General features: G+C 33.9%; 27 protein-coding genes and 2 pseudogenes. 19 read left to right on the forward strand and 10 right to left on the reverse strand.

The annotated features are described in order from the left end of the window. Positions 1–169: 169 nt before the first annotated feature. From DN410_RS18525 to DN410_RS18535, 3 genes are all read right to left on the reverse strand, one after another. On the reverse strand, positions 170–1,507 hold the full coding sequence (locus tag DN410_RS18525; RefSeq protein ID WP_149177549.1) for an NAD(P)/FAD-dependent oxidoreductase: 1,338 nt from the start codon (positions 1,505–1,507) through the stop codon (positions 170–172). Positions 1,508–1,768: 261 nt separating this feature from the next. Continuing rightward, positions 1,769–2,980, reverse strand: coding sequence for a Zn-dependent hydrolase (locus tag DN410_RS18530; RefSeq protein ID WP_149177550.1), 1,212 nt, complete (start codon positions 2,978–2,980; stop codon positions 1,769–1,771). Between the two features lie 5 nt (positions 2,981–2,985). Then, complete coding sequence (locus tag DN410_RS18535) at positions 2,986–3,681, reverse strand: L-2-amino-thiazoline-4-carboxylic acid hydrolase (RefSeq protein WP_149177551.1); 696 nt, start codon at positions 3,679–3,681, stop codon at positions 2,986–2,988. Between the two features lie 132 nt (positions 3,682–3,813). Between DN410_RS18535 and DN410_RS18540 the strand changes: the two genes are divergently transcribed. The 7 genes from DN410_RS18540 to DN410_RS18570 all read left to right on the forward strand — a co-directional run bounded on the left by DN410_RS18540 (position 3,814) and on the right by DN410_RS18570 (position 8,982). Continuing rightward, a complete protein-coding gene (locus tag DN410_RS18540) occupies positions 3,814–4,701 on the forward strand; it encodes a LysR family transcriptional regulator (protein WP_149177552.1) in 888 nt (295 codons plus the stop codon). Between the two features lie 77 nt (positions 4,702–4,778). Further along, a complete protein-coding gene (locus DN410_RS18545; RefSeq protein ID WP_149177553.1) occupies positions 4,779–6,239 on the forward strand; it encodes a sodium/proline symporter in 1,461 nt (486 codons plus the stop codon). A gap of 21 nt (positions 6,240–6,260) precedes the next feature. Continuing rightward, the gene (locus DN410_RS18550) at positions 6,261–6,440 is read left to right on the forward strand and encodes a hypothetical protein (RefSeq protein ID WP_218947475.1); all 180 of its coding nucleotides are present in this window, start codon (positions 6,261–6,263) and stop codon (positions 6,438–6,440) included. 31 nt (positions 6,441–6,471) lie between these two features. Further along, a complete protein-coding gene (locus tag DN410_RS18555; protein ID WP_000575326.1) occupies positions 6,472–6,663 on the forward strand; it encodes a hypothetical protein in 192 nt (63 codons plus the stop codon). 65 nt (positions 6,664–6,728) lie between these two features. Then, positions 6,729–8,162, forward strand: coding sequence for a MocR-like pyridoxine biosynthesis transcription factor PdxR (gene pdxR / locus DN410_RS18560; protein ID WP_149177555.1), 1,434 nt, complete (start codon positions 6,729–6,731; stop codon positions 8,160–8,162). Positions 8,163–8,195: 33 nt separating this feature from the next. Further along, positions 8,196–8,603, forward strand: coding sequence for a CidA/LrgA family holin-like protein (locus DN410_RS18565; protein WP_255446756.1), 408 nt, complete (start codon positions 8,196–8,198; stop codon positions 8,601–8,603). Further along, positions 8,557–8,982, forward strand: coding sequence for a YfmQ family protein (locus tag DN410_RS18570; protein WP_149177556.1), 426 nt, complete (start codon positions 8,557–8,559; stop codon positions 8,980–8,982). Before DN410_RS18565 ends, DN410_RS18570 begins: the two co-directional genes overlap by 47 nt. 22 nt (positions 8,983–9,004) lie before the next feature. Here DN410_RS18570 and DN410_RS18575 read toward each other — a convergent pair whose 3' ends face one another. From DN410_RS18575 to DN410_RS18585, 3 genes are all read right to left on the reverse strand, one after another. After that, positions 9,005–9,406 carry a CBO0543 family protein gene (locus tag DN410_RS18575; RefSeq protein ID WP_149177596.1) on the reverse strand — a complete coding sequence of 134 codons (402 nt, stop codon included), beginning with the start codon at positions 9,404–9,406 and terminating at the stop codon, positions 9,005–9,007. Next, entirely contained in the window at positions 9,381–10,547 is a 1,167-nt protein-coding gene (locus DN410_RS18580) for a DUF2515 domain-containing protein (protein ID WP_149177557.1), read from the reverse strand. Before DN410_RS18580 ends, DN410_RS18575 begins: the two co-directional genes overlap by 26 nt. 155 nt (positions 10,548–10,702) lie before the next feature. Further along, a complete protein-coding gene (locus tag DN410_RS18585) occupies positions 10,703–13,429 on the reverse strand; it encodes a bifunctional diguanylate cyclase/phosphodiesterase (RefSeq protein WP_149177558.1) in 2,727 nt (908 codons plus the stop codon). Positions 13,430–13,814: 385 nt separating this feature from the next. Between DN410_RS18585 and DN410_RS18590 the strand changes: the two genes are divergently transcribed. The 4 genes and pseudogenes from DN410_RS18590 (at position 13,815) to DN410_RS18605 (ending at position 16,432) form a co-directional block, all read left to right on the forward strand. Then, positions 13,815–14,204, forward strand: a complete 390-nt coding sequence (locus DN410_RS18590) for a VOC family protein (protein ID WP_149177559.1) — start codon at positions 13,815–13,817, stop codon at positions 14,202–14,204. A 219-nt stretch (positions 14,205–14,423) separates the two neighbouring features. Beyond that, positions 14,424–15,239 (forward strand): alpha/beta fold hydrolase, encoded by an 816-nt coding sequence (locus DN410_RS18595; protein WP_149177560.1) that lies wholly within the window; start codon positions 14,424–14,426, stop codon positions 15,237–15,239. Between the two features lie 30 nt (positions 15,240–15,269). Beyond that, complete coding sequence (locus tag DN410_RS18600) at positions 15,270–15,842, forward strand: histidine phosphatase family protein (RefSeq protein WP_149177561.1); 573 nt, start codon at positions 15,270–15,272, stop codon at positions 15,840–15,842. A 283-nt stretch (positions 15,843–16,125) separates the two neighbouring features. Next, positions 16,126–16,432, forward strand: a pseudogene (locus DN410_RS18605) (hypothetical protein). Between the two features lie 92 nt (positions 16,433–16,524). On the opposite strand, the gene DN410_RS18610 reads toward DN410_RS18605, so the two are convergent. Then, complete coding sequence (locus DN410_RS18610; RefSeq protein ID WP_149177562.1) at positions 16,525–17,169, reverse strand: YczE/YyaS/YitT family protein; 645 nt, start codon at positions 17,167–17,169, stop codon at positions 16,525–16,527. 185 nt (positions 17,170–17,354) lie between these two features. Between DN410_RS18610 and pepT the strand changes: the two genes are divergently transcribed. Next, complete coding sequence (gene pepT, locus DN410_RS18615; RefSeq protein ID WP_149177563.1) at positions 17,355–18,587, forward strand: peptidase T; 1,233 nt, start codon at positions 17,355–17,357, stop codon at positions 18,585–18,587. A gap of 37 nt (positions 18,588–18,624) precedes the next feature. Here pepT and DN410_RS18620 read toward each other — a convergent pair whose 3' ends face one another. The 3 genes from DN410_RS18620 to DN410_RS18630 are packed head-to-tail and all read right to left on the reverse strand — an operon-like array spanning position 18,625 to position 20,640. Further along, positions 18,625–19,536, reverse strand: a complete 912-nt coding sequence (locus DN410_RS18620; protein WP_149177564.1) for a DNA-3-methyladenine glycosylase family protein — start codon at positions 19,534–19,536, stop codon at positions 18,625–18,627. After that, positions 19,533–20,063: a methylated-DNA--[protein]-cysteine S-methyltransferase gene (locus tag DN410_RS18625; RefSeq protein WP_149177565.1), complete on the reverse strand. Its 531-nt coding sequence runs from the start codon at positions 20,061–20,063 to the stop codon at positions 19,533–19,535. Before DN410_RS18625 ends, DN410_RS18620 begins: the two co-directional genes overlap by 4 nt. Then, a complete protein-coding gene (locus DN410_RS18630; protein WP_149177566.1) occupies positions 20,044–20,640 on the reverse strand; it encodes a bifunctional transcriptional activator/DNA repair enzyme AdaA in 597 nt (198 codons plus the stop codon). Before DN410_RS18630 ends, DN410_RS18625 begins: the two co-directional genes overlap by 20 nt. 154 nt (positions 20,641–20,794) lie before the next feature. Between DN410_RS18630 and DN410_RS18635 the strand changes: the two genes are divergently transcribed. The 7 genes and pseudogenes from DN410_RS18635 to DN410_RS18665 form a co-directional block, all read left to right on the forward strand. Then, positions 20,795–21,553, forward strand: coding sequence for an exodeoxyribonuclease III (locus DN410_RS18635; protein ID WP_149177567.1), 759 nt, complete (start codon positions 20,795–20,797; stop codon positions 21,551–21,553). A gap of 300 nt (positions 21,554–21,853) precedes the next feature. Beyond that, complete coding sequence (locus DN410_RS18640) at positions 21,854–22,819, forward strand: iron-hydroxamate ABC transporter substrate-binding protein (protein ID WP_149177568.1); 966 nt, start codon at positions 21,854–21,856, stop codon at positions 22,817–22,819. Between the two features lie 27 nt (positions 22,820–22,846). Beyond that, positions 22,847–23,854 (forward strand): FecCD family ABC transporter permease, encoded by a 1,008-nt coding sequence (locus tag DN410_RS18645; RefSeq protein ID WP_149177569.1) that lies wholly within the window; start codon positions 22,847–22,849, stop codon positions 23,852–23,854. Next, positions 23,847–24,869 carry a FecCD family ABC transporter permease gene (locus DN410_RS18650; RefSeq protein WP_149177570.1) on the forward strand — a complete coding sequence of 341 codons (1,023 nt, stop codon included), beginning with the start codon at positions 23,847–23,849 and terminating at the stop codon, positions 24,867–24,869. Before DN410_RS18645 ends, DN410_RS18650 begins: the two co-directional genes overlap by 8 nt. Before the next feature lie 14 nt (positions 24,870–24,883). Then, positions 24,884–25,705, forward strand: a complete 822-nt coding sequence (locus tag DN410_RS18655; RefSeq protein WP_149177571.1) for an ABC transporter ATP-binding protein — start codon at positions 24,884–24,886, stop codon at positions 25,703–25,705. A gap of 15 nt (positions 25,706–25,720) precedes the next feature. Continuing rightward, complete coding sequence (locus tag DN410_RS18660) at positions 25,721–26,539, forward strand: alpha/beta hydrolase (RefSeq protein ID WP_149177572.1); 819 nt, start codon at positions 25,721–25,723, stop codon at positions 26,537–26,539. Next, positions 26,536–26,709 (forward strand): annotated as a pseudogene (locus tag DN410_RS18665) (cation diffusion facilitator family transporter); the annotation flags it as partial. The gene DN410_RS18660 and the pseudogene DN410_RS18665, both read left to right, overlap by 4 nt. Positions 26,710–26,966: the final 257 nt, after the last annotated feature.

The raw sequence follows: 26,966 nt of genomic DNA on the forward strand, positions 1-26,966 counted from the left end.
TTTGTACTTCACCAGCTTTAATTTTATTACTTTCTGAGAAACGTAATAAATCGCCTTCAATAATTTTGTCAGACATTCGTAATTCATTTTGTGCACGGTTAATGAGTGCTTATGCTTCTTTTTTGGTTAATTATTAATGATAGTGGAACTTAAACTATTTGACGGACGTTCAAATATCAGATAAATAGTTTCCAACATATAGACCACTTGCAGCTGCTTGAGATAAGGAATGAGTGACGCCAGAACAATCTCCAATTAAAAATAGCCCATTTATACTTGTTTCAAAATGGTTATTGATTTTTATCGTAGGGGCATAGAACTTTCCATCAATTCCATATAATAAAGTATCTTGATCGATAGGTTCTTGTATAAATTGTTCTAAACGTAATAAAAATTCTTTGAGCCCTTCAATATATAAGGGAGGGATTTCTTTATGCAAATCTCCATAATCTCCGTGCAGTGTGGGTTGTATACGATTATGATTCATACTGTTTGCCGCTGTAGGTTGTTTCTTTATTAAGTCCTCTAAGCGTTGTATAACAATCCGATCTCGTCCTTGGTTAATGCCTTTAATAATTGAGCTTGCGTATATATTTGCTTCTTTGAGAGTTGGAAAATAGCATGGTATAAATAAAGTGAAATTTAAGTTGGCAGTTTTAGTTGCGCGTTCTCGAAAATTTTGACCGTCAGGCATAACTAAACCTTCTTCGTACTTTCGAATAATTCGTCCTTTTGGATTCATACAGTAAGTAGTTGCTGTGAAATTTTCGCCTTGATAAGAAAGTTTCGTTTCAAAAGTATCTTTTAATATAGAGCGTAATTGGTTTTCTTTCATTTCTACTCTAATACCTAAATCTACACGGGTTTGTTCTTGAGAAATATGTAGAGAAGTGCACATCTCCTTTAACCAATCCGCACCAAAACGTCCAGTTGCAAATACTAGTTTCTTAGAATGTATAATTCCTTGGTTTGTTTCTATTTTAAAATGATCTTTCTGTTTCATAATATGTTGTACATCTATATGGAATTGTATATTTATTTTCGTAAGTAAAAATTCGTAGAGCTGCTGAAAAATTTCACTTGAAAGGGTAGTACCAAGATGCCGTACTTCTGTTGTTAGCATTTGTAAACCACAAGATTCAGCTCTCTTATTGAGATTTGGATTTTCTGTAGAATATTTTGAAACTGAATTTCCGCCAAACTGACATAGAATTTCATCTACTTCAGCCATGAGTTGAATAAAACGTTCTTTACCGACTTTTTGTTCAAGTTCTCCGCCAAATCCGTTTGTATAATTAAATTTCCCTTCAGATTTTCCTAAACCAGCAAATCCGAAATATTTATCACATGTAGTACAATTACACGCTTTTCCTTCGTCTAAAGGACAATGGCGATCTTCTAGCGCTTTACCTTTATCAAGAATTAAAACCTTTTTGTTACTTTTAGCTAGTGAATAAGCCATAAAAATGCTACTTACTCCAGCACCGATAATTGTAACATCATACATATTCTTTCACCTGCTAACGAATAGTTTGTTTGTTATTTTCTTAGTGTATAACAAATTAGTGAAGGGAGGAACTAGCTATATTGATAGGGAGAGAGGATGTGTTTGTTTTCGTAAGGTATGTAGGATTCAAGGGAGTAGACTTTCAGGAATTACTTATCCCTATAATGAGTAAAGGTTTAGTTGTATTTATATTTAGAAGCCATCTGAAAAATAATTTTCAGATGGCTTCTTATTTTGGTTTTCTTCTATTATATAGAAAAATTATTTTGTAAGCTCGAGGACTGTGTCATAAAAAATATTCGTAGCGATTATGATATCTTCATCTGAACTATGTTCTAACGGGTTATGACTAATACCATCTTTGGAGCGGACGAACAACATACAGATTGGTGCCACAGCAGCAATGTTCATCGCATCGTGCCCAGCGCCGCTTATTAATGAAAAAGGCAGTATACCATTTTTTTCGATACTTTTTGCTAGTTGTCGATTTAAGATAGAATCTGTTTTTGCAGGTTGGACACGTTGTAACACTTTTGAATCCATCGTAATATTTCTACGTTCAGCAATTTTTTTTAGTTGATCTATAATATTATTTTCTAATGTGTTTATTTTTTGTTCGTCTATGTCACGGATATCAATAGTGAAGGTTACTTTACCCGGGATGATATTTACGCCGTTAGGTTCGACATTTAGCTTACCGACAGTTGCTACAGAGGTGGTCGTATTATTAAGCATGTGTTCAATGGCTAAAATCATTTCACTTGCTGCGGTTAGTGCGTCATGTCGAATTGGCATTGGTGTTGCACCAGCATGCTCACTAATTCCTGTAACGGTAACTTCTAGCCATAACGGTGCAGCGATTCCTGAAACTATGCCCACGGGTAATTTTTCATTTTCTAATACCTTACCTTGTTCAATATGCATCTCTAAATATGCTTTTATATCGTTACGTTTTACTTTGTCTAAGGGAAGAGGGGACAATTGAAATTGTTTCATAGCTTCTTCAATAGAAATGCCAGCAGTATCTTTTTGCTGTAACTGTTTATATGTTAAAAGACCAGCTATTGCACGGCTACCAATCAAACCGAATCCAAAGCGTGTTCCTTCCTCGTCTTTAAATGCAACTACTTGTATTTTCTTTGAAAGTGCTAATTGTTGTTCGTGGATTGTTTGTACAATCTCAATCGCGGCCAAAACTCCTAAAGCACCGTCAAATTTCCCGCCTTCTGGAACGGTATCAATATGTGAGCCTAGCATAATTGTTTCATTACCTTCACCAAATGTGCCAATAATATTTCCGACAGCATCAGTAGTAACAGTCATACCTGCTTCTTTCATAAAAGAGGTTATGAGGTTAATAGCCAGCTGTTCTTCATGTGTAAAAGAAAAGCGATTTATGCCACCAGTTAGTTCATTATGACCAATTTCGCTTAAATGTTGAAGGCGACCTAACAGCCGATTAGTATGAATCATTACATTCACTCTTTCATTTGGAATTGGAAATGACATTGACCTTCGCGAAGTACAAATTGGTCGTGCACGACTTCAAAATCTTTATTATATCCTTTTGCGATGGATGGATCGATTACTTTGCAATACAGAATACCGTATTTACCCATTTCATCATCGGCCCATTGTTGACCAAATGGACATTGAGTAAATGTTTGTTCAATTTCATTTTGTTTGTAGATGGTATCTATTTCAAATAAATCACTGCGTCCCATATCATAGTTTGTTAAATAATTTTCAATAGAATTATCTAGGCCATTTGTTCGCGCGCGCTGTGCAATTCCAGCCCCACGTTTTTGTCCAAAACGTTCGACTGCTCGCATGATGACTTGTTCACCTTCCGTCCCGTATTCATCAACAACTTGTTTTGCGATTTGTGCAAACATTTTTGAAAAACGTGCATACGTAGTTAAGTTAGAGAATTTTTCTTCACCTTCAACAGTTTGCGGTAAATATTCAAAGAAAGTATGATTTTCACCTTCTGCAGTTGCTTTTTTTGCCATAGCTTCAGCGTCTTTCAGTCCGAAGGCTTCTAACCCTTTTTGGATTAAGTTCCGTCCACGTTCATCATACTCTTCGGTAATAGATACATGTAATTCGGTAAACATTTTTGCTGTAATGATATCCATGGATAAGGCCTTCATCATCAATTTTTCCTCTGCCATGTTTTAGCACCCCTCAATAATTCGTATTGATTTACTTGGTTTTTGTTTTTATTATATAGGTGGGTATGAAAATAAATCAAATGAATGTTTTTGTATTCAAGTATGAAAAAAAATCATAAAAGGAGTTAATCAATGGCTACGTTAGCACAATATACAGCATTTCATACACTCATCAATACAGGGAATTTTACTGCAACGGGTTTAAAACTTAATCTCACGCAGTCATCTATTAGTCACGCGATTAGCAATTTAGAAGCAGAATTAAACTTAGCTCTTATTATCCGCAATCGAAATAATATTGTTTTGACGAACGAAGGAAAAGTTGTTTATGAACATATTTCAAAAATTTTAAAGCAACAGCAACATCTTGAAAGTGCAGTTGCTGATTTAAAGAATCTCATTGGAGGTTCATTATCTGTTGGTATACTTCCGAGTGTGTCACTCGTTTTATTACCGAAAGTGTTGGCGTATTTTGAGGAGCATCATCCAAACTTACATATTCGTTTGATGGAAGGGGATTATGATCAAATTGAGGAATGGCTACATAATGGGGTTGTTGATATTGGATTTTTAGTAGAGCCACATTCAAAAGATCTTGTTTTTAATCATGTTTTTTATGATGAACTCGTTTGTATTATGGCAAAGCATCATCCGTTAGCTAATGAAGAGAAACTACACCTAGAACAATTAAAAAATGAAAGATGGATTATGCCAAAGCGAACGATTGATCGTGATGTGTCACGTATCTTAACTGAAAATAAAATGCAACCAAATATTGTGTATGATTTTACCGTTGATCAAGTTATTTTATCAATGGTAAATGAAAACTTAGGGATTTCAATTGTACCGAGTTCGCTTTTAATTCATGCACCACATCAACTTATCCGAAAAAAATTTTATGAGTCATATGTTAGGAATGTTGGAATTGCCCATAATCGTAGTGTTCATCTTTCTCCAGGTGCTTTAGAATTTTTAGAAATATGCAAGAAATTCGCCTCAAACTTGGAATCTAACTATTGACAAATAAAAAATTCCGAAATACTATCTGATAAAACCGATTGGTATTGTTAACTTTAATCAGATGGAGGAATAAAGTCATGCAAACTGTTGTATATGTTGAAATTTTTATATATTTACTTGCGATGCTTGCAATTGGTATATATTTCAGCAAAAAAGATTTATCACACAACGACTATTTTTTAGGGGGAAATAAACTTCCTGGATGGGCATTAGCGTTCTCGGAGCGTGCAACAGGAGAATCAGCTTATATGTTTTTAGGGGCAATTGGGTTTATTTATGTAGCTGGTTTATCGGGTATTTGGATTTTGTCCGGAATGTTTTTAGGAGTTATTTTTTCATGGATATTTTTATCAAAACGTTTTATGACGGAACAACAAAAATATAAGGTGAATAGTTTAACTGATTACATAGCTGTGAAATTTCCAAATCATGCAGATATCATCCGTTGGTTAGCTTCGATTGTTCTTGTATTGTTTTTCGTTTGCTATTTAGCAGCTCAATTTTCAGGGATGGGAAAAACTATTTATTCATTTTCTGGTTTTAATATTACATGGGGAACGATTATTATTGCCATCATCATTATTGCATACTCTTGCATGGGAGGTTTTATGTCTGTAGTATGGACTGATACGATTCAAAGCTTTTTGATGCTTGTATCATTCATTATCGTTCCCATTGCAGCTTTTATGGAAATTCAAAATCAAGGATTAAGCATTTCAACTGAGCTCGCCAAAATGGAAAATGGTGCAGATAGCTGGGTTGGTGGTTTAAATGGAATCGCCTTAGGTACAATGTTATTTACAAACGTATCATGGTTTTTTGGATGGCTAGGTGGTCAACCGCAATTAAGTTCTCGCTTTATGGCAATTACGACTGAGAAAGAGCGTATTACAGGTCGTAATATGGCGATTCTTTGGACTTTAGTTGTATACATTGGTGCTTTTTTATCTGCCATATTCGCTTCTACTTTATATAAACAAGGAACAATAGACGATCCAGAGATGATCTTACCTCATATGGTATTTGATATACTACCGCCATGGATAGCGGGGATAATCATTGCAGGTATTTTAGCGGCAATTATGTCGACTGCCTCATCGCAATTATTAGTCATTACAACTTCTATTAGTGAGGATATTATTCATAAAACATTGCGGTGGAATATTTCAAGTAAAAAGCTAGTTCATTTATCACGCATTGTAGCAGTTGTTAGCGGTATAGTTGGTATAATTATTTCACTTAAATCTGGATCTGTCATTTACAGTCTCGTATCTTTTGCATGGGCGGGTATTGGTAACACATTTTCAGCCATTATTTTATTAATATTTTTTTGGAAACGCATGTCGGGCATAGGTGTTATTGCGACGATTATTGTTGGATTTTTCAGTGCAATCATTTGGTCACTTTCACCTCTTGAAGTGCTTGTATCTGCAAAGGCTGCGACATTCTTTATTTGCTTATTTGTTGGTATTATAGTCTCGTTAATATATCCTGATTCGAAAGAAGAGAAATTAGTTGAATTAGGGAAGTCATCATAATGAATGTTAATTTTACATGAAATGGATGTAGATAATCTTGTGAAAAAGCAACTGATCACTTATGGTCAGTTGCTTTTTATTTTCCAAGTGGATGAGCAAAAAAATACGAAAGTGGTTGGTCCGTTTTTTGCAAACATCCATTATGATAAGAGAAGAAAGGTAGTATGTTATCAAAGTTTTAAAAAAGAAGTTCTTTATTAAAATAGATTGTCTTTAGAGAGGTGAAAATACAATGATTTTTGCAATTTCACTAGTGGTTATTATTGTAATTGGGTCGCTGTTTGGGACCGTGCTAGTTGCACGAAATGTGGAGGAGAATTACGGCAAGTCCACAAAGAGAAATGTGAAAAATTTATCAACGATTTATATTCTCCTTCTTTTCGTACTACTTGTTGGGGTAACGTGGTATGCGGTAGTGATTTAATAGTTTTGAAAGAAAAAGATTATTAGTGAGTAAAATATAGTTAGTTTTGAGAGGGAGGCAACTATATGGAATGGAAACCAAATCGTGCAGATAAGACACCCGTGTATAAACAAATCGCTGATTATATTGAAAGAGGTATTTCTTCAGGTGGGTTTCCTTCTGACAGCAAGTTACCTTCTGAGCGTATGTTAGCAAAAGAATTACAAGTGAACCGGAGCACAATAGTAGCTGCATATGAAGAATTAAAGTCACTTGGAGTAGTAGAACGGCAAAAAGGAAGCGGGACAAGAGTGAATACAGATATATGGGGTGTTTCACAAAAACGTATACCGAACTGGGGTAGGTACGTTGAGGATGGATCGTTCTTACCAAATGTCCCACTCGTTCAACAAATTCGAACAGAAACACAAAAAGATGATTTAATCAACTTAGCGAGTGGTGAATTGTCACCAGAATTAATTCCGAGTGATAGATTCCGAACGATTTTGTCGGAGAAAACATTTATGGAAAACCTCGGTTATGACCATCCACTTGGAAATGAAATGTTGAGAAAAACAATTGCAGCACACGTAAAGCAATATAAACAAATTGAAGCGGATTCAAGTTCGATCCTTATTACATCAGGAGCACAGCAGGCACTTAATCTTATCGTTCAATGTTTATTAAAGCCTGGAGATGCGATTGCAATTGAGGATCCCTCCTATTGTTTCTCGCTTCCCATGTTTAAATCTGCAGGGTTAAAAATATTCCATTTACCTGTTGATCAGCATGGAATGAATCCAGATGACTTAATTGATTTGCATAAAAAACATCGTATACGAATGGTGTTTTTAAATCCAGATTATCAAAATCCAACTGGAACAGTACTATCATTAACGAGACGTAAAAAGATTTTAGAATTATCTTCTGAATATGGTATACCAATTGTAGAAGATGATCCGTATAGTTTGACTTCTTTTAATGGAGAAGTGAATCCGACATTAAAATCGATGGATCCAAACGGGAATGTTCTTTATATAAGTTCACTCTCAAAAATTGTTGCATCAGGATTACGTATTGGCTGGGTAATTGGTCCTACGCGCGTAATAGAGCGTTTAGCAGATGCAAAGCAACAAGTTGATTTTGGTCATAGTGTATTTACGCAGTGGGTAGCAAATCAATTTTTAGAATCAGAGGATTTTCATACGCACATTACGATGCTTCGTGGACAATTGAAGCAAAGAAGAGATGTATTAATTGCAAAGCTTGACGAAATACTGGGAGACCGAGTTGAGTGTTTCGTTCCAGAAGGTGGAATACATGCATGGTGCAAGGTGAAGGGAACGTTTGATGAATACCACTTATTAGGTGAATCTATACAAAATGGTGTCGCATTTGTTCCGGGAAGTGTTTTAGGCTCTAAAAATGAATATATCCGATTTACGTTTGGGAGAGCGAATATAGAACAAATTCAACTTGGAATTGCACGGTTTGCTGATACGTTAAATGAGATTTCATAATATGGATGTGAGATAGTGAAAAGAGGGAAAGAAATGAAGTACGTGACACTTTTACTTCAAGTAGGCGTGCTGTATATATTTAGCTTAGTTGGTCTATGGATTCAGGAAGTATTTCAACTATCGATGCCAGGAAGTTTAATAGGGATGTTAATACTGTTCTTGCTCCTTTCTACTCGGATTTTGCCATTAAGATGGTTTGAGTTAGGTGCGGAGAAGTTAATCGTATTTTTACCGTTATTTCTCATTCCTTCGACAACAGGTCTGATGGAATACGGGTCTTTTCTTTTCAGTAAGGGGAGTATTATATTCCTGTTAGTAGTTGCAAGTACGGTAGTAACTTTGATTATTTCATGGAACGAAATTTATATTTTAAAATGTAATGGAGATGATGAAAATGACAACATGGTTTATAGTTACATTATTTATTTTTGGTGCTCTTAAAGTACTAGTTTCTAGTATGCCAACTTCTGTTGTAGAATCAATTATTAGTAGATTTGAATTACATCAAAAACTCGAGGAAGAGAATACCTCTATATCAATAGATGGAAAGAATATAGAGGGAGAAATGAAACTACAAGTTATTCATGAATTTAATGAAGCTTTATTTTTAGATAAACATTATTTTCCGCCGCACGGGGAAGGAACACCAATCGTTATTAACACGAAGAAAGGGAATAAAGAGATTAGATTTTCTTTATATAGCCATGAGGAACATGTTGATGTGATAAAACAATATAAGAAGAAAATCGTTGCCTATCGTTTACGTTCAAAAAGCCTTCAAACTCTTGCACCATTAGTAATAACCGAAGATTATGCTTAAGAAGAGATCTATATTGGTCTCTTTATTTTTGTATGAAATGATATACTGTCGAGATAAAAGAAAAGAAAATCATATAGCCAAATAAAGAGTATGTATGATTCCAATCTACGCTATGAATAAAGAAACCTAATCTTTCAGCAATCTGTTCAAAAATGCTGGCACAAATACCTATTGAAGCAATAAATAGAATTCTAGAAACTGTAGACAATGTTTTTGAAATTTGTATGAAAGTAGCTGTTAAAATTGGTAGTACAAATAACGTGAAGCCTATGTTAACGGAAAATATGGATGGGAACGGTCTACCTGGAAAGGAATATATTTGTTTCGTGACAAAGAAAGCATCTAAGCACGTTCCGATAACAGTAGAGAGCAAGATTGTAACTGTTAATGCTAGAAAATCATTCTTCTTCTCGAAGGAGGACATTTTTCTTTGCGAGAATTGCCAATTCAATTTTTTCGAGTGTTTTGCAGTAGTCTTCTGTAATTTGCCCAAGTATGTGTTCCTCCTTATCAGTTAAATAATGTATTACTTGCCAGTCATTAAACCAATCTTCATGTTTTGTTTCTTCGTGTTTCACATTTTTCCACGCGTACATAAGTGCAGGACTATATATACGATAGGAATCATTTCTTAATTGGCAATTTTTTATTCTTCGTTTATAAAACTCTCTGGAAAAGGATTCGTTTACACTTGAAAATAAATGTGGCCAGTAATCTTTTCTTGAGCCTGTATGAGGATTAGTGTCTGCCCAATGTTTAACCTGAGATAAAATATGTTCATTATGAAATAACAATGTGTATAATCTTTTTCCAAGTAAAATTCGTTCATGTAGCGAAGTGAAGTGTGTCATTGTATCACCAATTAGTACTGTTTTAGCATTCATGTTACTTTCGTAAAAAGGGAAGAGGATATGATTGAACTGAAAAAAATCAAATAGTTTAAATCCAATGCTGTTTAGAACATTTTTTTTGAAGTGTTCATTTTGAATGACCCTTTTCTCCAAGTAATTTTGCTCATTAATAATGGTTGCGATTGCTAATGTTTTTTTGTCCCCAGTTTTCCAAAAGGAATTCCACATCGTTTCCATAAAGGTGGAAACATTGAGGTGAGAGAGAAGGCGGAAAAGGTTTGTAGCGCTTTTTACACTTTGTTCATATAGCAAAAATTGTGGATACACATCTTGAAAGATAAGCCAATTTCCCCGTTCTAAAAAAGAAAAGAAAGTAAATTGATCTTTCTCAGATAATAACTTCGTATATAAATCCCCCTTTAAATCTGACATGTTCCAACCGCCGTTACGCGATACCATATGTCCAAGTAATGCCCAATGTATTTCAGGATATTTTTTATAAAATTGATAGTAAGCACGAGTTCTTGTAACATTATTTTGATTTAATAATTTTGTTCTTTCTTTAATTGTATGTATTAATACTTCTTCTTCTTTCGAAAGGGGATATAGGAAGTTATTTACGTTGGTGCATTTTTGTTTTAGTTCATTTTTTATTGAATAGAGGGATAGAGGAATATTTTTGTAATATTTATTATTTGGATTATCGTGGTACATATAAATTCCCTCCTTATTCAAGTCTGTTATCATAAATGTATTAGTAACTACTTAAATAAATGATATGTGAAGGAAATGAAAAGTTGCAAAGTACAGAAAAAGGAAAGAAGAGACGGGCTCTTCTTTCCTTTTTTGTAAAAGATTATAACGTGAAGCTATAGGGGATGAACACCTTTTTTGAGCAGAGTAGAGAATGAATCAACATGAATAGGTTTGCTGTAATAGTAGCCTTGAATAAACTGACAGTTATTTTTTTGAAGGAAATTCACATGTTCTTTCGTTTCTACACCTTCAGCAATGACAGACATTTCTAATGTATGTGCTAATGTGATAATCGTTTTAATAATTTCCATTCCATCTTCACACGTTTCAGACATTGTAATAAATTCTCTTGGGATTTTTAACGTATCAATTGGATATAAAGGTAAATACGCTAGTGAAGAATAACCTGTACCAAAGTCGTCGATTGAAATATGAACACCTAAACTCTTTAGTGTGCGCAATTTTATCAATGTTTCTCGCTCATCCATCATTGCAATTCGTTCTGTTAATTCAAGATCAAGAGCATTTGCTGATAAGCCTGTAGTTGCTAATGTAGCAGAAATAGTCTTTACAAAATCGTCTTGTTCAAATTCTTTAGCAGATAAATTTACGCCTATTTTTAAATGGGAATATCCGAGTGTATGCCAACGTTTCATTTGTTGACATGCTTGTTGTAACGTCCATTTTCCAATTGTTATAATTTGCATCGTCTCTTCTGCAATTGGTATGAACTCAGATGGAGAGATTATACCTAATTCTGGATGTTCCCATCTGATTAAAGCTTCGGCTCCAATAATTGTATTAGATTCGCTATTCACTTGTGGTTGATATAAAAGGAACAATTCTTCATTTTGAACTGCGTTTGGTAAATCTTTTTCTAACCGCAGTCTTCTTTCGATTTTTTTAGCGATTATATCGTCGTAAATAGAGAAAGAGTTAAGCTCTTTTGCCTTTGCATCATACATTGCAACATTAGCGTTTTTTAATAGTGTAGTGATATCTATTCCAGAATATGGATAAATAGCGATACCGATACTAAGTGATAAAGTTAATGTATGCTCATGTATGACAAATGGCTTTTCTATGCTTGCAAATAATTGGTTACATAACTTGAATAAGGAATTTTCGTCAGTATAGTTTTCAAGTAAAATTGTAAACTCATCACCACCGATTCTTGACAGATGAGTATGTGATGGAAGGCATGATTGGAATCGTTTTGCTACTTCTTCTAATATGTAGTCCCCTGACGAATGTCCAAGTGTGTCGTTTATAACTTTAAACCGATCTAAGTCTAAATATAATAACGCAAACTCGCTTTCTGTTTTTTTAGCACTTTTTATAACTTTTTTTAATTTCTTATGAAAAAAGGCACGGTTCCCAATTTTTGTTACAGTATCATGGAATGCTAAATATTTTATTTCTTCTTGTTGCTTTTTAAAGGCGGTAATATCTTTCACCATAATGTAGCTTCCTGAAATTTGCTCATCTATCATGATAGGGACAATGGTAACATATAAAGAATAAGTAAAGCCATTATTGTATTGAGAACGTAATTGTAAAGAAGTAGGCTCCTTCATTTTTACTTTTTCTAATGCGGATGCTAGTTTGAGCTTATCTTCATTTAAGATAATAGAAAGACAAGTCTTTCCAAGCAATTCACTTGTAGCGACTCCGAGTAGCATGCCCCCTGCTTTGTTCACATTTAAGAAAATGCCATTTAAATCAATAGTAAAAATAGGGTCAGGATGATATTCATATAATGATTCGAATCTTTGTTGTTTTTGAGATAAAGCTTCTGATTTTTGGACTAGATCAGAAGTTCGCATTGCAACTTTTTCTTCTAATTGTGCATTAAATAATTGTAAACGATTTGTTAAAGTATTATTGTGCATACCGCCAATAGAATGACGAATAAGTACGAAAATAAAAGTGATACAGTTTCCTGTAATAAGAATGGAAGAAGATGTTTGTTCTTTAAGGGTAAAGCCAATTAGAAACGTAACAGTAAGATATGGAAACGCGACTAAAACTTTTTTCCCTAGTATAGGGTTTACAATGAAATAGCTTGTATGATTCGTAAGACCTTTTGGAATAGAAGCCACTATTGCAATCAGTAATAATGGGGCTCTATAGAAAAGTCGTAATAATGCTATCGTGTCATTCGATACATGGGTATCTAAGTAAAAATAAATATAATTAAATGTTGCCGAACTTATTAATACAAAAACAAAAATATATGTTTTCCATGTTGACTTAAAAATCGTTGGACGGAAAAAGAAACTAACACCCAGCAATAAGAAGAATAAATCTGCAATTGGATATAGAAATGCAAGGAAAATTTCTCCTATTGGTAGAGAAAATATACTTAAATCTAATTGATAAAATAAATACCATTCTAATGTGAGTACGGAAGTCAGTAAAATACATATATCACAAATAAAGAAAGCTTTTTCCCACTTATCACATTCTTTTAAAATTTTATAACAAAAAGCGATGATGAAAAAGAATAGAAATAGCATGTAAAATATATCAGAAATAACAAACTCTTGTATTGGGAATTGGAAAAATTCATGTTGAAACGTAAATATTATATTCCCTAAAAAAAAATTTCCTATTGCGAAAGTAATACATATCCAAAAAGGATTAAAACAAACCTTCTTGGAATAAAGAGAGTAAATCAGTGATATAAATGTAATGCTTTCAACAGTGAGTGAAGCAAAACGTACAGCGAAATCAGAGAAATGTATAGGGAATAAAAAGAAATGTATAAGACAATAACTTAAATAGCAAAGCAAAAACGTTAATAAAATACATAATTGTAAATTTTTATTTAGTTGCAATAGAATCACCTTCTTAAAGTATACACTATATTCATAATATCCATACGTAAGAATATTACTTGGAAATTGTATCAGATTTATTAGGAAAAATCATGTTTCTGAGTAAAGTAACGAAGAATGTAATGAATCTGTAATCAGGAAAATATTACAAAAAATAGCTCGATAAAAAATGAATGAAAATTGTATATTAAGTCATTTTTAAAATGGTAATGTTTTTTTATGCTTTGCAAATGAATGTGAAAAATTTCATAAATACTCCAATTTTCATTTTGTGTAAACTTTTGTATGTATCTATTCTCATACTAATGAGGGATTTCAAAAAAATGTTACGTATATACAATAATACGTAAGCATGTATGAAGTTTTTTAGTACGGGAGGAAGCGTATGAAAAATTGGGTGAAGTTTCGAATCGCACGTCCGACGGATAAGTTTGAAGAGGTTACAGCATTTTATGAAAAAGGGTTAGAGTTAAAACGTATAGGTGAATTTTACGGTCATGAAGGCTACGATGGGGTCATGTTTGGACTCCCAGATGAAGAGTATCATTTAGAATTTACAAGGCATATAGAGGGGAGTCCTTGTCCAGCTCCAACAAAAGATAATTTACTTGTATTTTATATGCATGACGATAGTGAAATGAGAAAAGTGACTAAAAGGCTGTATGGATTGGGATATGATGAAGTCGAACCAGAAAACCCATATTGGAAAGATAAGGGGATAACGATAGAGGATCCAGATGGCTGGAGAATCGTGTTAATGAAAATAGAAGAATAAGGGGTAACGAAACTAATAAGAACAAGGTTTCAAATTATGATAGGGTAAAAATAGATCAGCTTCCTTCTAGGAAATAAAAATAGAAGGAAGCTTTTTATTTATGATCTGAAAATTCGGATTTGACAATTAATTGAATGGGATGTAAATTGAGAACGTGTATTCTTATAAATTTGATAGTGTTGCCATTCAAAAGGAATGTATAAATAGGGAGGACTTTTTATTTTATTTCGAATTGAGGATGCAGAAATATACTATGAAATCGTTGGAGAAGGAAAACCAGTCATTATCATACATGGCTGCGCTCCTGACCATAGGTTAATGATGAAATGTATGGAATCGGTATTTCAGAAATATGAAGGTTATAAGCGAATATATATTGATTTACCTGGAATGGGAAAATCGAATGCTCCAGATTGGATAAATAGTTCAGATCGTATAGTAGAAGTGCTTATCACATTTATTGAGAAAATCATTTCTACTGAAGAATTTTTATTGGTAGGAGAGTCATACGGAGGCTATTTAGCCAGAGGAATACTCACAAAGCTGTTTGAAAGAGTTAACGGATTACTATTAGTATGTCCCGTTGTTGTAGCGGATCCAGAAAAAAGGACTCTTCCAGAAAAACAGATAATTTTACAAGATGAGGAATTTTTAAATAAGCTCACTTCTACTGAAAGAGAGGAATTTTGTGAGTTAGCAGTGATAGCAAATGAATATACATATAAGCGATTTAAAGAAGAAATTAAGCCGGTGTTAGATATTGCTAATTATGAATTTATTGAAAGATTGCAAAAAAAATACTCTCTTACTATGGATTTTCACCGTAAGAATTATGAGAAACCCGTTCTTTTATTAGCCGGAAGACAAGATATATCGGTAGGTTATCAAGATGTTTTAGAAATTATTAATGATTACCCAAGAGCGACATTAGCGGTGTTAGATATGGCAGGGCATAATTTGCAAATGGAACAGCCTGAATTATTCGAGAGTTTAGTAGGAGAATGGATTAGACGAACAGATCAGCAAAGTTTATAAAAGACAAATGCATATTTTCAAGGAGGAAGTATGAATACATATATCTATATGGTTAGGCATGGTGAATCACCAAAATTAAAAGGGGATGAAAGAACACGTGGATTAACTGAAAAGGGAAGTTTAGATGCTCATAAAGTAACGGACATATTAAAAATAGAGGAAATTGATACTTTCATTTCAAGTCCATATAAAAGGGCTGTATTAACGATAGAAAAAACAGCCGATTTCTATGAAAAAGAAATAGTAATATATGAAGATCTCAAAGAGTGTATGTTTTCAAGTGAGGATAAGATTATATCAGATAAAGAGGTGTATCCACTTGTAAAGAAGATGTTTTCTAATCCGGATTTTGCACTAACGGAAGGGGAGTCATATAAGGATTGTCAGAGAAGGGTAGTGAAAGTGTTAAAGGAAATATTAATGGATTTTCAAGGGCAAAAAATTGTAATTGGCACACATGGGCTTGTAATGACACAAATGATGAATTATTTTGATAATCAATACGGGTTTGAGTTTTTAATGAATACGTCAAAACCAGATATATATAAGATGGAGTTTAAAGAAGAACAATTGATGAATATAGAGAGATTATGGAAAGCGTAATAAAATCTTCTTATTTGAATAGAAAGCATTTTTATCAACTATTTTTAGAATGTTAAATCAATAAGTAATTATTCAGTATTTGAATAAATTACGGAGAAATTGGTTTAGGAAAATAATTTTAAATGTGTCAAAACTCCAAACGTTGGATTTATATTCAATAGGAGAAAAAGATGTAGAATTTTGTCTTACTGTCCCCCGTTTACTTTTCGTTTCATTACATATGGGCTTTGTGGTATAAAGGGGAAAATCACCTTTACACAAAATTTATAAGGAGGATATTGTGATGAAAAAGATTAAAAAGTTTGCGGGAGTTGCTTTAGCGGGAACGATTGGATTAAGTGGACTACTGTTTTTAGAACCAAGTATAAGTGCTGCGGAAGCACAGCAAGTGAAAGAGGAGAATTTCAATGCAATTGATGTATCAATGAATCTAAATGAATGATATGTATTAAGTGGCAGAAGCATTGATGTTCTTTCTGGAGATAAAGAAGCATAAATACACAATTAGTTTTAGTAAACCCGGGAAGTACGTTATTAGGGTAAATGGTTGTATTTATGACGATGTATATACTTTTATTGTGAATGAATAGCATATATTCTTAAATTGTGAGATAAAAAAAGAAACACCCTATTTGCGGTGAGAACCGTAAATAGGGTGAATTTACTTGTATTAAGTTGTGTTTTATAAATTTTCATTAATTTGCTCTTTGTTTTTGTTTTGTAAAGTATGTAAGAGTGTTTGAAACATTTTAAACGATTGCTGAAAGATTGGACTTTGAATAAAAGTGTATAGAAAAGTTACGATAAAAACAGGACCACCGAGCATAAATCCAATAACTAGTACAAAGCATTCTACAATGATTCGCGCACGGCTAATAGATAGACCTGTTTTATCGGAAATAGTAAGCATGAATCCATCACGAGGTCCAGCGCCAATTCCAGCCGCAACATACATACCTCCCCCGATACCTGTAATGGCGATACCAGAAAATAAAATGAGTAAGTTTATCCATAAATAATTAGTAGCGTTTGGAAGAATATTTGATTGTAAAAAAAAGTCCATAATAGGACCGATAAGTAGTGCATTTAAAAATGTTCCCACATTTATATATTTTCGATCTACTAGTAAAGAAATGAGAACGAGACATAACCCACATATGACACTCCACGTACCAATAGTCCATCCAAACCTTTGGTAGAGAGCCATATTTAAAACTTCCCAAGGATGCAAACCGAGAAATTTAACTTTGACTGCAAAAGCATTTCCAAGGCCAAAGAAAATTAAGCCTAAGAAAAAAAGAAAATAGCGAAAGAGAATTAGCCTCATCTTTAATACCTCCCATATTTATAATTATGTATGTTACATGTTAGAGTTGTGGTGAGCAAATATTATGAATTTTTATTGTTTGTGAAAATGTAAAATATTATATATATCTTCATAGCCAAAAAAGTTAAAATATTTCGTTTTAAGGATTATAATAGAGAAAGAAGAAAAAAAGGGAGTGAGCGAGTTTGAAACAAGAACTTATTGAAAGATTTACGAGATATGTAAAGATTGATACACAATCAAATGAAGAAAGTCATACAGTGCCAACAACACCAGGGCAAATTGAGTTTGGTAAGTTATTAGTGGAAGAGTTAAAAGAAATTGGGTTAACAGAAGTAACGATGGATGATAACGGGTATGTAATGGCAACACTTCCGGCTAATACGGATAAGGATGTTCCTGTAATCGGCTTTTTAGCACATTTAGATACGGCAACAGATTTTACAGGGAAAAACGTAAAACCACAAATTCATGAAAATTTTGATGGCAATGCGATTATGTTAAATGAAGAGCTAAATGTTGTGTTAACACCAGAACAATTCCCAGAATTACCATCTTATAAAGGCCATACGATTATTACAACTAATGGTACAACACTTCTTGGAGCAGATGATAAAGCGGGTCTTACAGAAATTATGGTTGCAATGAATTATTTAATACATAATCCGCAAATTAAACATGGGAAAATCAGAGTAGCATTTACGCCGGATGAAGAAATTGGCCGCGGTCCAGCTCATTTTGATGTAGAAGCGTTTGGCGCTTCATTTGCTTATACGATGGATGGAGGCCCATTAGGTGGTTTAGAGTATGAAAGCTTTAATGCTGCAGGTGCTAAGTTAACGTTTAACGGAACGAATACACATCCTGGAACAGCGAAAAATAAAATGCGTAACGCAACTAAACTTGCGATGGAGTTTAATAGTTATTTACCGGTAGAAGAGGCACCAGAATATACAGAGGGTTATGAAGGATTCTATCACTTACTTTCTTTAAATGGTGATGTTGAGAAAAGTAAAGCGTATTATATTATTCGTGATTTTGATCGTGAAAACTTTGAAGCGCGTAAAAATAACGTTGAAAATATTGTGAAGCAAATGCAAGAGAAATATGGACAAGATGCAGTCGTTTTAGAAATGAATGATCAATACTATAACATGCTTGAAAAGATTGAACCAGTGAGAGAAATTGTTGATATTGCATATGAGGCGATGAAAAGTTTAAATATCGAACCAAACATTCATCCGATTCGCGGTGGAACAGATGGATCACAATTATCGTATATGGGGTTACCAACGCCAAACATTTTCACAGGTGGTGAAAACTATCACGGTAAATTTGAGTATGTTTCGGTAGATGTTATGGAAAAAGCTGTTCAAGTTATTATAGAAATTGCAAGACGATTTGAAGAACAAGCTTAAAAAAGAACCAAGTAGTACGGATGTGCTACTTGGTTCTTTAGTATAGTACTCGCCACAAATAAAAAGTTGCGTAAGACTCCCAGTTGATCCAATTTGCTGCAAAGGCTTTTATTTCATGTTTAGTCGGTTTACTTTCGGAACCTGTTATACATTTAATTGCATTATGCAAACCAACATCGTCAATTGGAAAAGCTGAAGGAAATCGTAAACAGCGCATTAAAACATAGTTGGCAGTCCACGGTCCTATACCATGTATAGCAGTTAATTGTTTTTCAGCAATCTTTACATCCTGTGTTTGTAGTAAAGATTCTTTTGATAGTTTTCCTTCTGTAATAAGCTTTGCAATACCGATTAAATATTCACACTTTCTAGTCGTCATTTTTAAATTTTTGAGATCCTCTACGTGTAAATTGGCAATCGTTTCAGGAGAAGGGAATATCCAATGTTTTCTATCGTCCCATTCTACATAATTTCCAAATGTCTCGACTAATCTTCTTTTTAGCGTATAAGCATATGTGAGATTAATTTGCTGACCGATAATTCCCCAGGAAAGTGCTTCAAATAAATTCGGAATACCTAAAGTTCGAAGTCCATAAAAGTTTTGAACAGGACCTTGAAGTAGCAGATCAAGTTTAGCTAATTTATAAAAGGGAGCTAAATCAGTAGTTAAATCCAACCACTCTGTTACATAGTTAGCTACAGCATCACATATCCATTTGTGAGAGATATATGATTCTCCTAAAAAACGTATTTCCAAATGGCCATCAATGTTCATACTAATTTCAACCAAAGGGTTTATATGTTGAACAGGGATAACTTTATAAATTTTGTTATCTTCAATGTGAAACATACATTCATTGTTAGAACGGGATAGATAGCGTAAATTTTCTTGGAAACTAAATTCTTTCGGAACTGCTAAAGTTAATGCGCTAGTATATTCTGCCGTCATATGAATTTCACCTGTGACTTTTCTAATATAAGCAATTCTTTTTTCATTTCTAATCCCCCTCTAAAACCAGTTAGTTTTCCATTTTTCCCTACAACACGATGACAAGGAATTGTAATAAGAAGAGGGTTAGCAGCAATAGCAGAAGCAACAGCGCGCACAGCTGTAGGTTTTTGCATTATTTCGGCAATTTCTGAATAAGAATATGTCTTCCCGTAAGGAATTTCACGTAACGTATTCCAAACAGATAATTGAAAGGCGGTTCCGTAAGCATCGATAGGGAATGTAAAAGTTCCCCGCTTATTTTCTAAATACTCGATAACTTCTGTCGTATATGTTTGCAAGTAACCTGGATTGCGGGTCAATATATATTGCGGCAGTTTTTTTCTAGCCCATTTAGTTAGTTCTTCGAAGTTTTCGTCTTGTGATCCAATGAAACATAGTCCATTTTCAGTTGCGGCAATATGAAAGCACCAATTTTTGTGTGTAAGTAGCGTCCAATATATAGATTTATTTTTGTAGGAATTCATTATTGTATCCCTCTTTCATTGCATTCTGTTTTCGATATTCAGTCGGAGTAAAGCCGGTTTTCTTTTTAAATAAAGTTGCGAAATACTCTGGGTTTTCTATCCCGACAGCAGTACTAATTTCTTTAATAGATTGATTTGTATGTGAAAGATATTCTGCAGCTTTAACAATCCTGAATTGCTGTATATATTCTATTGGACTTATTCCTATCAGTCTTTTGAAAGTACGTTGTAAATGAAATGGGCTACCGTGGCACATTTCTGCGAGTAGGTCGAGAGTTAATCCTTGGTCAAAATGTTTTTCGATATAATCTTTAATTTGTTCTACCCACTCTTCGTTAGGTAAAGTTATCCCATTTGGTTTACAACGTTTGCACGGGCGAAAGTTTTCACTTAATGCTTGCTCTGCATGATGAAAAATTCGTACATTGTTTTTATTCGGTATTCTTGATTTGCATGATGGCCTGCAAAAGATTCCGGTTGATTTCACAGCATAAAAGAATTTGGTATCATAGGAAGAATCATTATGAAGAATTGCTTGCCAATGCTCATTTGTTAACGTAATCCCTTCATTGTGCAAAGAACATCACCTCTGAAATTAGTATAACCTGAATAATGTGCATATGTACGTATTTACAAATGTAAGAGCAAGATTACAAAGATGGAAATATGCTTGATTTTCTATTTTGTGGTAGCATGAAATTTGAAAGTGAACATCAAGAGGAGGATTATTAGTGAAGTTAATTTCATGGAATGTAAATGGTTTGCGAGCAGTTATCGCAAAAGGTGGATTTTTAGAATATCTTGAGGAATCAAATGCTGATATATTTTGTTTACAAGAGATTAAATTACAAGATGGACAAATTGATTTAAATCTAGAGGGATATTATACATATTGGAATTATGCTGTGAAAAAAGGATATTCTGGGACAGCTATTTTTTCGAAAAAAGAACCGCTTTCTGTTACATACGGTTTAGGAATTGAAGAGCATGATCAAGAAGGACGAGTTATTACTTTAGAGTTCGAAGATTTTCACATGATAACGTTATATACACCAAACTCCAAACGAGGATTAGAACGATTAGATTACAGAATGAAATGGGAAGATGATTTCAGGGCGTATATTAAACGATTAGATGAGAAGAAACCAGTTATTTTTTGCGGTGATTTAAATGTTGCTCATAAAGAAATAGATTTAAAAAATCCAAAAAGTAATCGAAAAAATCCTGGGTTTTCTGATGAAGAAAGGGAGAAATTCACACGTATTGTAGAAGAAGGATTTATCGATACGTATCGTTATCTATATCCTGATCAGGAAGGCGCATATTCGTGGTGGTCGTATCGAATGGGAGCCAGAGCAAAAAATATTGGATGGCGTTTAGATTATTTTGTTGTTTCCGAGAGAATGAAAGACCAAATAAAAGAGGCGAAAATTAATAGTGAAGTAATGGGATCAGACCATTGCCCAGTTGAATTACATATAAATTTCTGAAAAAAGAAGTATCCCCCTAACATTAGGCGGATACTTCTTTTTTAATTCAGTTTGTTAAAATATTTCAAATCTTTCTTGAAATAATTGTATATTAAATATATAATTAATAACGATAATCATTATCAATGAAAAATATTATCAATGGGTGAGGTGTAAAAGAATTATAGCTTAGGGGAAGTGAACGAGAATGAGTTCTGGATAGAATTATTCATCTAATGAAATATATATGTAAGATAAGTTTCATATAGTTAAGTTTTATTGAGAACATAGTTTTGAAAATTTGAGAGGAGATATATAAAGATGAATAAGAAGTTATTTACATTAGGGATGGTCACAGTTTTAAGTGTAGGTTTAGCGGCATGTAATAGTGCAGATAAAACTTCAGGAGAGCAAAAACAACAAACAAAGGCTAGTGAGACGAAAAAAGAAGAAAAAAGAAAAATTACATACTTAGGTAAAGAATATACAGTGCCAGCAAAAGTAGATAAAATTGCGACGGCTAGTTTAGAGTCAATGGAAGATGCAGCAGTACTTGGTATTAAACCAGTAGGTGCAATTACTGTTGGTGGTAAACTACCGAAGTATCTAGAGAAAGATTTAGAAGGTGCGAAATCTGTTGGTGAGAAAATGGAACCAAATTTCGAAACATTACTTCAATTAAAACCAGACGTTATTACATCAAGTACGAAATTCCCAGCAGAAACAGCTGAAAAGTTTACGAAAGTAGCTCCGACGTTCCCAGTATCACACGTTTCAACAAATTGGGAAGATAACTTAAAGTTAATGGGAGAATTAACTGGTAAAAAGGATAAAGCAGAAAAAATTATTAAAGATTACAATGCAGATGCTGAAAAAGCAAAAGCAAAACTAGGAGATAAGTTAAAAGACAAAAAGGTACTTGTAATCAGACTAAGAGCAAACGAATTATTCCTATATCCAGAAGGAGTGTACTTCAACCCTGTAATTTATAAAGACCTTGGGCTAACTGCTCCAGAACAATTGAAAGCTGTAAAAGCACAAGAGAAAATTTCATTTGAAAAACTTGCTGAACTTAACCCGGATTATATTTTCTTACAATATGAGACAACTGAAAATAAAAATCCGAAAGTGCTAGAAGAAATTGAAAAGAATCCAATTTGGCAAAGTATGAATGCTGCGAAAGAAAAGAAAGTATTTGTAAACGTTGTTGATCCAATGGCACAAGGTGGTACTGCTTGGAGTAAAACAGCATTCTTAAAAGAAGCAGTGAAAAATTTATCTAAATAATATAATAAGTAAGGTGCGTTGAATGATATGCAGAAAACAAATGCAGTACCAGTAACTATATTATGTATAGCACCCATACTCATCTTATTTACAGTTATACTTTCTATTTTGTATGGGGCAAAAAGTATTGATGCTGAAACAGTGTGGAACGCATTATTTCATTTTGATTCAAGCGATGTAAATCATAATATTATTATTACTTCACGTTTACCAAGGGTAGTTGCAGCTCTTTTAGTCGGAGCATTTCTAGCCATATCAGGAGCACTTATGCAGGGGATGACAAGAAACTATCTTGCATCCCCTTCTATTATGGGTGTGACGGATGGGGCAGCCTTTGTTATTACACTTTGTATGATTTTTCTTCCGGGAATGTCCTCAATTGGCATGGTTTTATGTTCAATGATTGGTTCTGCACTTGGAGCCGGTATCGTGTTTGGTTTTGGTTCGCTTCTTCAAAATGGCTTATCACCAGTTCGGTTAGCAATTATAGGGACAGTTATTGGAACATTTTTAAGCAGTCTATCTGCTGCAATGGCTTCATATTTCCAAATTTCTCAAAATGTTAGTTTTTGGTTTAATGCAAAATTAGATCAAGTCGATCCTAATATAATTAAAATCACGATACCTTTTGGGATAATTGGAATAGTTTTAGCTCTGGTAATATCAAAATCTATTACTATTCTCTCTTTAGGAGAAGAAGTTTCTATTAACCTAGGACAGCGTACAAAACTAGTTAAAGCGATGGCAATTTTATCAGTTATTTTCTTAACAGGAACGGCAGTTGCTTTAGTGGGGAAAGTTGGTTTTGTAGGTTTAATTATTCCACACATTACTCGCTTTATAATTGGGGTAGATTATAAGTGGATTTTGCCATGTGCAGGCGTTATTGGCGGCGTTTTTCTAGCATTATGTGACGTTTTAAGTAGATTTGTAAATTATCCATTTGAAACGCCAATCGGAGTTGTAACATCTTTAATTGGAATTCCTTTCTTCCTTTATTTAATCCGTACAAGAGGAGGAGAGAGACATGCTTAAAAGTTCAAGGCAACGTTTTGGAATGACGATGGGGATTATTATATTTTTAATATTATGTGCTATTTATATTAGTTTAACGAATGGTACGTTTGATATTACGATTACAGATGTATTTAAAACACTCCTTAGAATAGATCCAGTACCAGACCATGATTTGGTTATTTTTGAGTTTCGTCTCCCGCGCATTGTAATTGCTGGATTAGTAGGATTAGGTCTCGGTGTTGCAGGTGCTGTTATTCAAGGGATTACGAGAAACGGATTGGCGGACCCAGGTATTTTAGGCGTAAATGCCGGAGCAGGAACAGCCATCGTTATTTTTATGTTTTTCTTTCAAGGACAATTAAAAAGCACAGACTGGGTTTCTATTATGATGATGCCAATGTTTGGTTTAGTAGGCGGATTAGGTGCAGCTATCATTATTTATCTGTTTTCTTGGAAAAATGGTAAGTTAGATTCGCAGCGTCTTTTATTAACAGGGATTGCGATTGGATCAGGATTTGGAGCTTTTTCTATGTACTTATCACTCAAAATGAAGTCAACTGATTTTGAAATGGCTGCAGTATGGGTGTCTGGAAGTATTTATAATGCAAACTGGAAATATATTATTGCTATGTTACCGTGGCTTATTATATTAATTCCTCTCATACAAAAGAAAGCTTATTTATTAGACTTATTTCAATTGGAAGAAACGAGTATTACAAGTTTAGGTGTTTCAGTAGAAAGAGAGAAATCAATTTTACTACTAAGTAGTATTGGACTTGTGAGCGCATGTGTTGCTGTTTCAGGAAGTATTGGTTTCATTGGACTAATGGCACCGCATATAGCGAAACGACTTGTCGGTATTCAGCATAAGCATATCATTCCTACGTGCGGAGTAATTGGAATGTTCCTTGTAATTGCTTCAGACTTTATTGCAAAAACAGTTTTCACACCTGTAGAGTTACCAGTTGGAATCGTTATTTCTATCGTCGGTGTACCGTATTTCTTATATTTACTTTATAAGGCGAAAGCGTAAGAGGAGGAATAAAAGTGAGTATTTTAAGTGCAAAAAATTTAGAAACAAGTTATGAAAAGCTTACAGTGTTTCGCGATTTAAATGTGGAAATACAAGAAGGAAAAGTAACGACAATTATAGGACCAAACGGGTGTGGTAAATCGACACTGTTAAAAACAATGGGAAGAATTTTAAAGCAAAAGAGCGGTAAAGTATATTTACAAGGACAAGATTTACATACAATTCCAACGAAAGAAATTGCGAAGCAGTTAGCTTTACTCCCGCAAACTCCAATTGCACCAGGAGAACTTAAAGTAGAAGAATTAATTTCTTATGGACGTTATCCACATCGAAATAACATACATAAGTTAACTTCAAAAGATAAAGAGATGATTGACTGGGCATTAGATATAACGAAAACTTCTGCATTTCGAACGAGACAAATTGCAAATTTATCAGGCGGTCAACGACAAAAGGTATGGCTAGCGATGGCGTTAGCACAAGAGACAGAAGTGTTGCTATTAGATGAGCCAACTACATACCTTGATATGTCTCATCAGCTAGATGTACTACAAATTGTGGAGAAATTAAATAAAGAACATAATTGTACGGTCGTAATGGTACTACATGATATTAACCATGCAGCGAGGTTTTCAGATGAAATTATTGCAATGAAGGAAGGGGAAATTGTTACAACTGGTAGTCCAGAAGAGATTATTACAAATGAAGTATTAAAAGAAGTATTTCATATTGATGCGCGTGTCATGATCGATCCGTATAACGGGGCTCCTGTTTGCTTCGGTTATGATAGCGTTGTATCTCAAGAAGAAAAAGTAGAAATATATGTAACAAGTTAAAAGGGGGGATATAGGGTGAATACTACTATTGAAAAACAGCAGATTATAACATCTAATACAGAGCAGTGGAAAATGTATTCAAAATTAGAAAGTAAGGAATATCAAATTCATATTTCAAAACCGAGGCAACCAGCACCCGAGTCAGGGTATCCTGTCATTTATGTATTAGATGGCAATGCCTTTTTTCAAACATTCCATGAAGCAGTTAAAATACAATCAGTTAGAGCAGAAAAAACAGGTGTTTCACCAGCCATTATAGTAGGTATTGGTTATCCAATTGAAGGGGCATTTTCAGGTGAAGAAAGGTGCTATGATTTTACGCCTAGCGTAATTTCAAATGATGCACCTTTAAAGCCAGACGGTAAACAGTGGCCTAAAACAGGAGGAGCACATAACTTCTTTACTTTTATTGAAGAAGAATTGAAGCCGCAAATTGAAAAGAATTTTGAGATTGATAAAGGAAAGCAAACGTTATTTGGACATTCTTTAGGTGGCCTATTTGCCTTACATATATTATTTACAAATCTAAATGCTTTTCAAAATTATTTTATAAGTAGCCCGTCGATTTGGTGGAATAACCAATCTGTACTTGAAAAAGAAGAGAACCTTATAAATGAATTAAACAATGCAAAGTTTGAAACAGGAGTGTTCCTTACAGTTGGGTCACTAGAACGAGAGCATATGGTTGTAGGTGCAAATGAATTATCAGAGCGCCTTCTTTTAGTAAAACACGATCAGTTTAGATTTAAGCTTTATGAGGCGGAAGGAGAGAATCATGCATCAGTTGTGCCGACTTCTTTAAGTAAGGGATTACGATTTATTAGTTGTGTGTAGAATGTGTACGAGATATGCATACTTTTCATATTTGGACGATTGATAAGAAATAGGAGAATCACGAAGTTCATCAAAATATGATTGATATGTTAAAACAACAGTTCCATATTGGACATGCTACAATTCAAATTGAAACGCTTAAAATTACACATAACGAAATGATTGTTTAATAAAATGCAAATAAAAGGCTGTGGGGAATTTCTCCATAGCCTTTTATTTGTGTAAGTAGAATTGTCCTTTTTGAAAGTTTTGTTTCAACTTTTCGTCTAAAGAGACAAAAAGTTGTCACAATTCGGTCACAATTAGCATAAACATAAAATAGACGAAATGAACTTATTTCCAAAAGGCTTGGTTTATTACAATCAGGATTCGTAGAGCTGAAAAAGCACGGATAAAAAGTTCACTATATTCCCAAGGAGGTAGATCG

Source organism: Bacillus sp. SH5-2 (genome assembly GCF_008368905.1).
Classification (GTDB): Bacteria; Bacillota; Bacilli; order Bacillales; family Bacillaceae_G; genus Bacillus_A; species Bacillus_A luti.

Bases quoted from the DNA above. Each gene is read 5' to 3' on its own strand.
- DN410_RS18545 (WP_149177553.1), top strand. From the start codon at position 4,779: ATGCAAACTGTTGTATATGTTGAAATTTTTATATATTTACTTGCGATG.
- DN410_RS18590 (WP_149177559.1), top strand. From the start codon at position 13,815: ATGAAAAATTGGGTGAAGTTTCGAATCGCACGTCCGACGGATAAGTTT.
- DN410_RS18650 (WP_149177570.1), top strand. From the start codon at position 23,847: ATGCTTAAAAGTTCAAGGCAACGTTTTGGAATGACGATGGGGATTATT.
- DN410_RS18565 (WP_255446756.1), top strand. From the start codon at position 8,196: ATGAAGTACGTGACACTTTTACTTCAAGTAGGCGTGCTGTATATATTT.
- DN410_RS18610 (WP_149177562.1), bottom strand. From the start codon at position 17,169: ATGAGGCTAATTCTCTTTCGCTATTTTCTTTTTTTCTTAGGCTTAATT.
- DN410_RS18575 (WP_149177596.1), bottom strand. From the start codon at position 9,406: ATGTCCTCCTTCGAGAAGAAGAATGATTTTCTAGCATTAACAGTTACA.
- DN410_RS18640 (WP_149177568.1), top strand. From the start codon at position 21,854: ATGAATAAGAAGTTATTTACATTAGGGATGGTCACAGTTTTAAGTGTA.
- DN410_RS18535 (WP_149177551.1), bottom strand. From the start codon at position 3,681: ATGGCAGAGGAAAAATTGATGATGAAGGCCTTATCCATGGATATCATT.
- DN410_RS18645 (WP_149177569.1), top strand. From the start codon at position 22,847: ATGCAGAAAACAAATGCAGTACCAGTAACTATATTATGTATAGCACCC.
- DN410_RS18555 (WP_000575326.1), top strand. From the start codon at position 6,472: ATGATTTTTGCAATTTCACTAGTGGTTATTATTGTAATTGGGTCGCTG.
- DN410_RS18625 (WP_149177565.1), bottom strand. From the start codon at position 20,063: ATGAATTCCTACAAAAATAAATCTATATATTGGACGCTACTTACACAC.
- DN410_RS18540 (WP_149177552.1), top strand. From the start codon at position 3,814: ATGGCTACGTTAGCACAATATACAGCATTTCATACACTCATCAATACA.
- DN410_RS18620 (WP_149177564.1), bottom strand. From the start codon at position 19,536: ATGACGGCAGAATATACTAGCGCATTAACTTTAGCAGTTCCGAAAGAA.
- DN410_RS18550 (WP_218947475.1), top strand. From the start codon at position 6,261: ATGGATGTAGATAATCTTGTGAAAAAGCAACTGATCACTTATGGTCAG.
- DN410_RS18530 (WP_149177550.1), bottom strand. From the start codon at position 2,980: ATGATTCATACTAATCGGCTGTTAGGTCGCCTTCAACATTTAAGCGAA.
- DN410_RS18580 (WP_149177557.1), bottom strand. From the start codon at position 10,547: ATGTACCACGATAATCCAAATAATAAATATTACAAAAATATTCCTCTA.
- DN410_RS18525 (WP_149177549.1), bottom strand. From the start codon at position 1,507: ATGTATGATGTTACAATTATCGGTGCTGGAGTAAGTAGCATTTTTATG.
- pdxR (WP_149177555.1), top strand. From the start codon at position 6,729: ATGGAATGGAAACCAAATCGTGCAGATAAGACACCCGTGTATAAACAA.
- DN410_RS18600 (WP_149177561.1), top strand. From the start codon at position 15,270: ATGAATACATATATCTATATGGTTAGGCATGGTGAATCACCAAAATTA.
- DN410_RS18570 (WP_149177556.1), top strand. From the start codon at position 8,557: ATGACAACATGGTTTATAGTTACATTATTTATTTTTGGTGCTCTTAAA.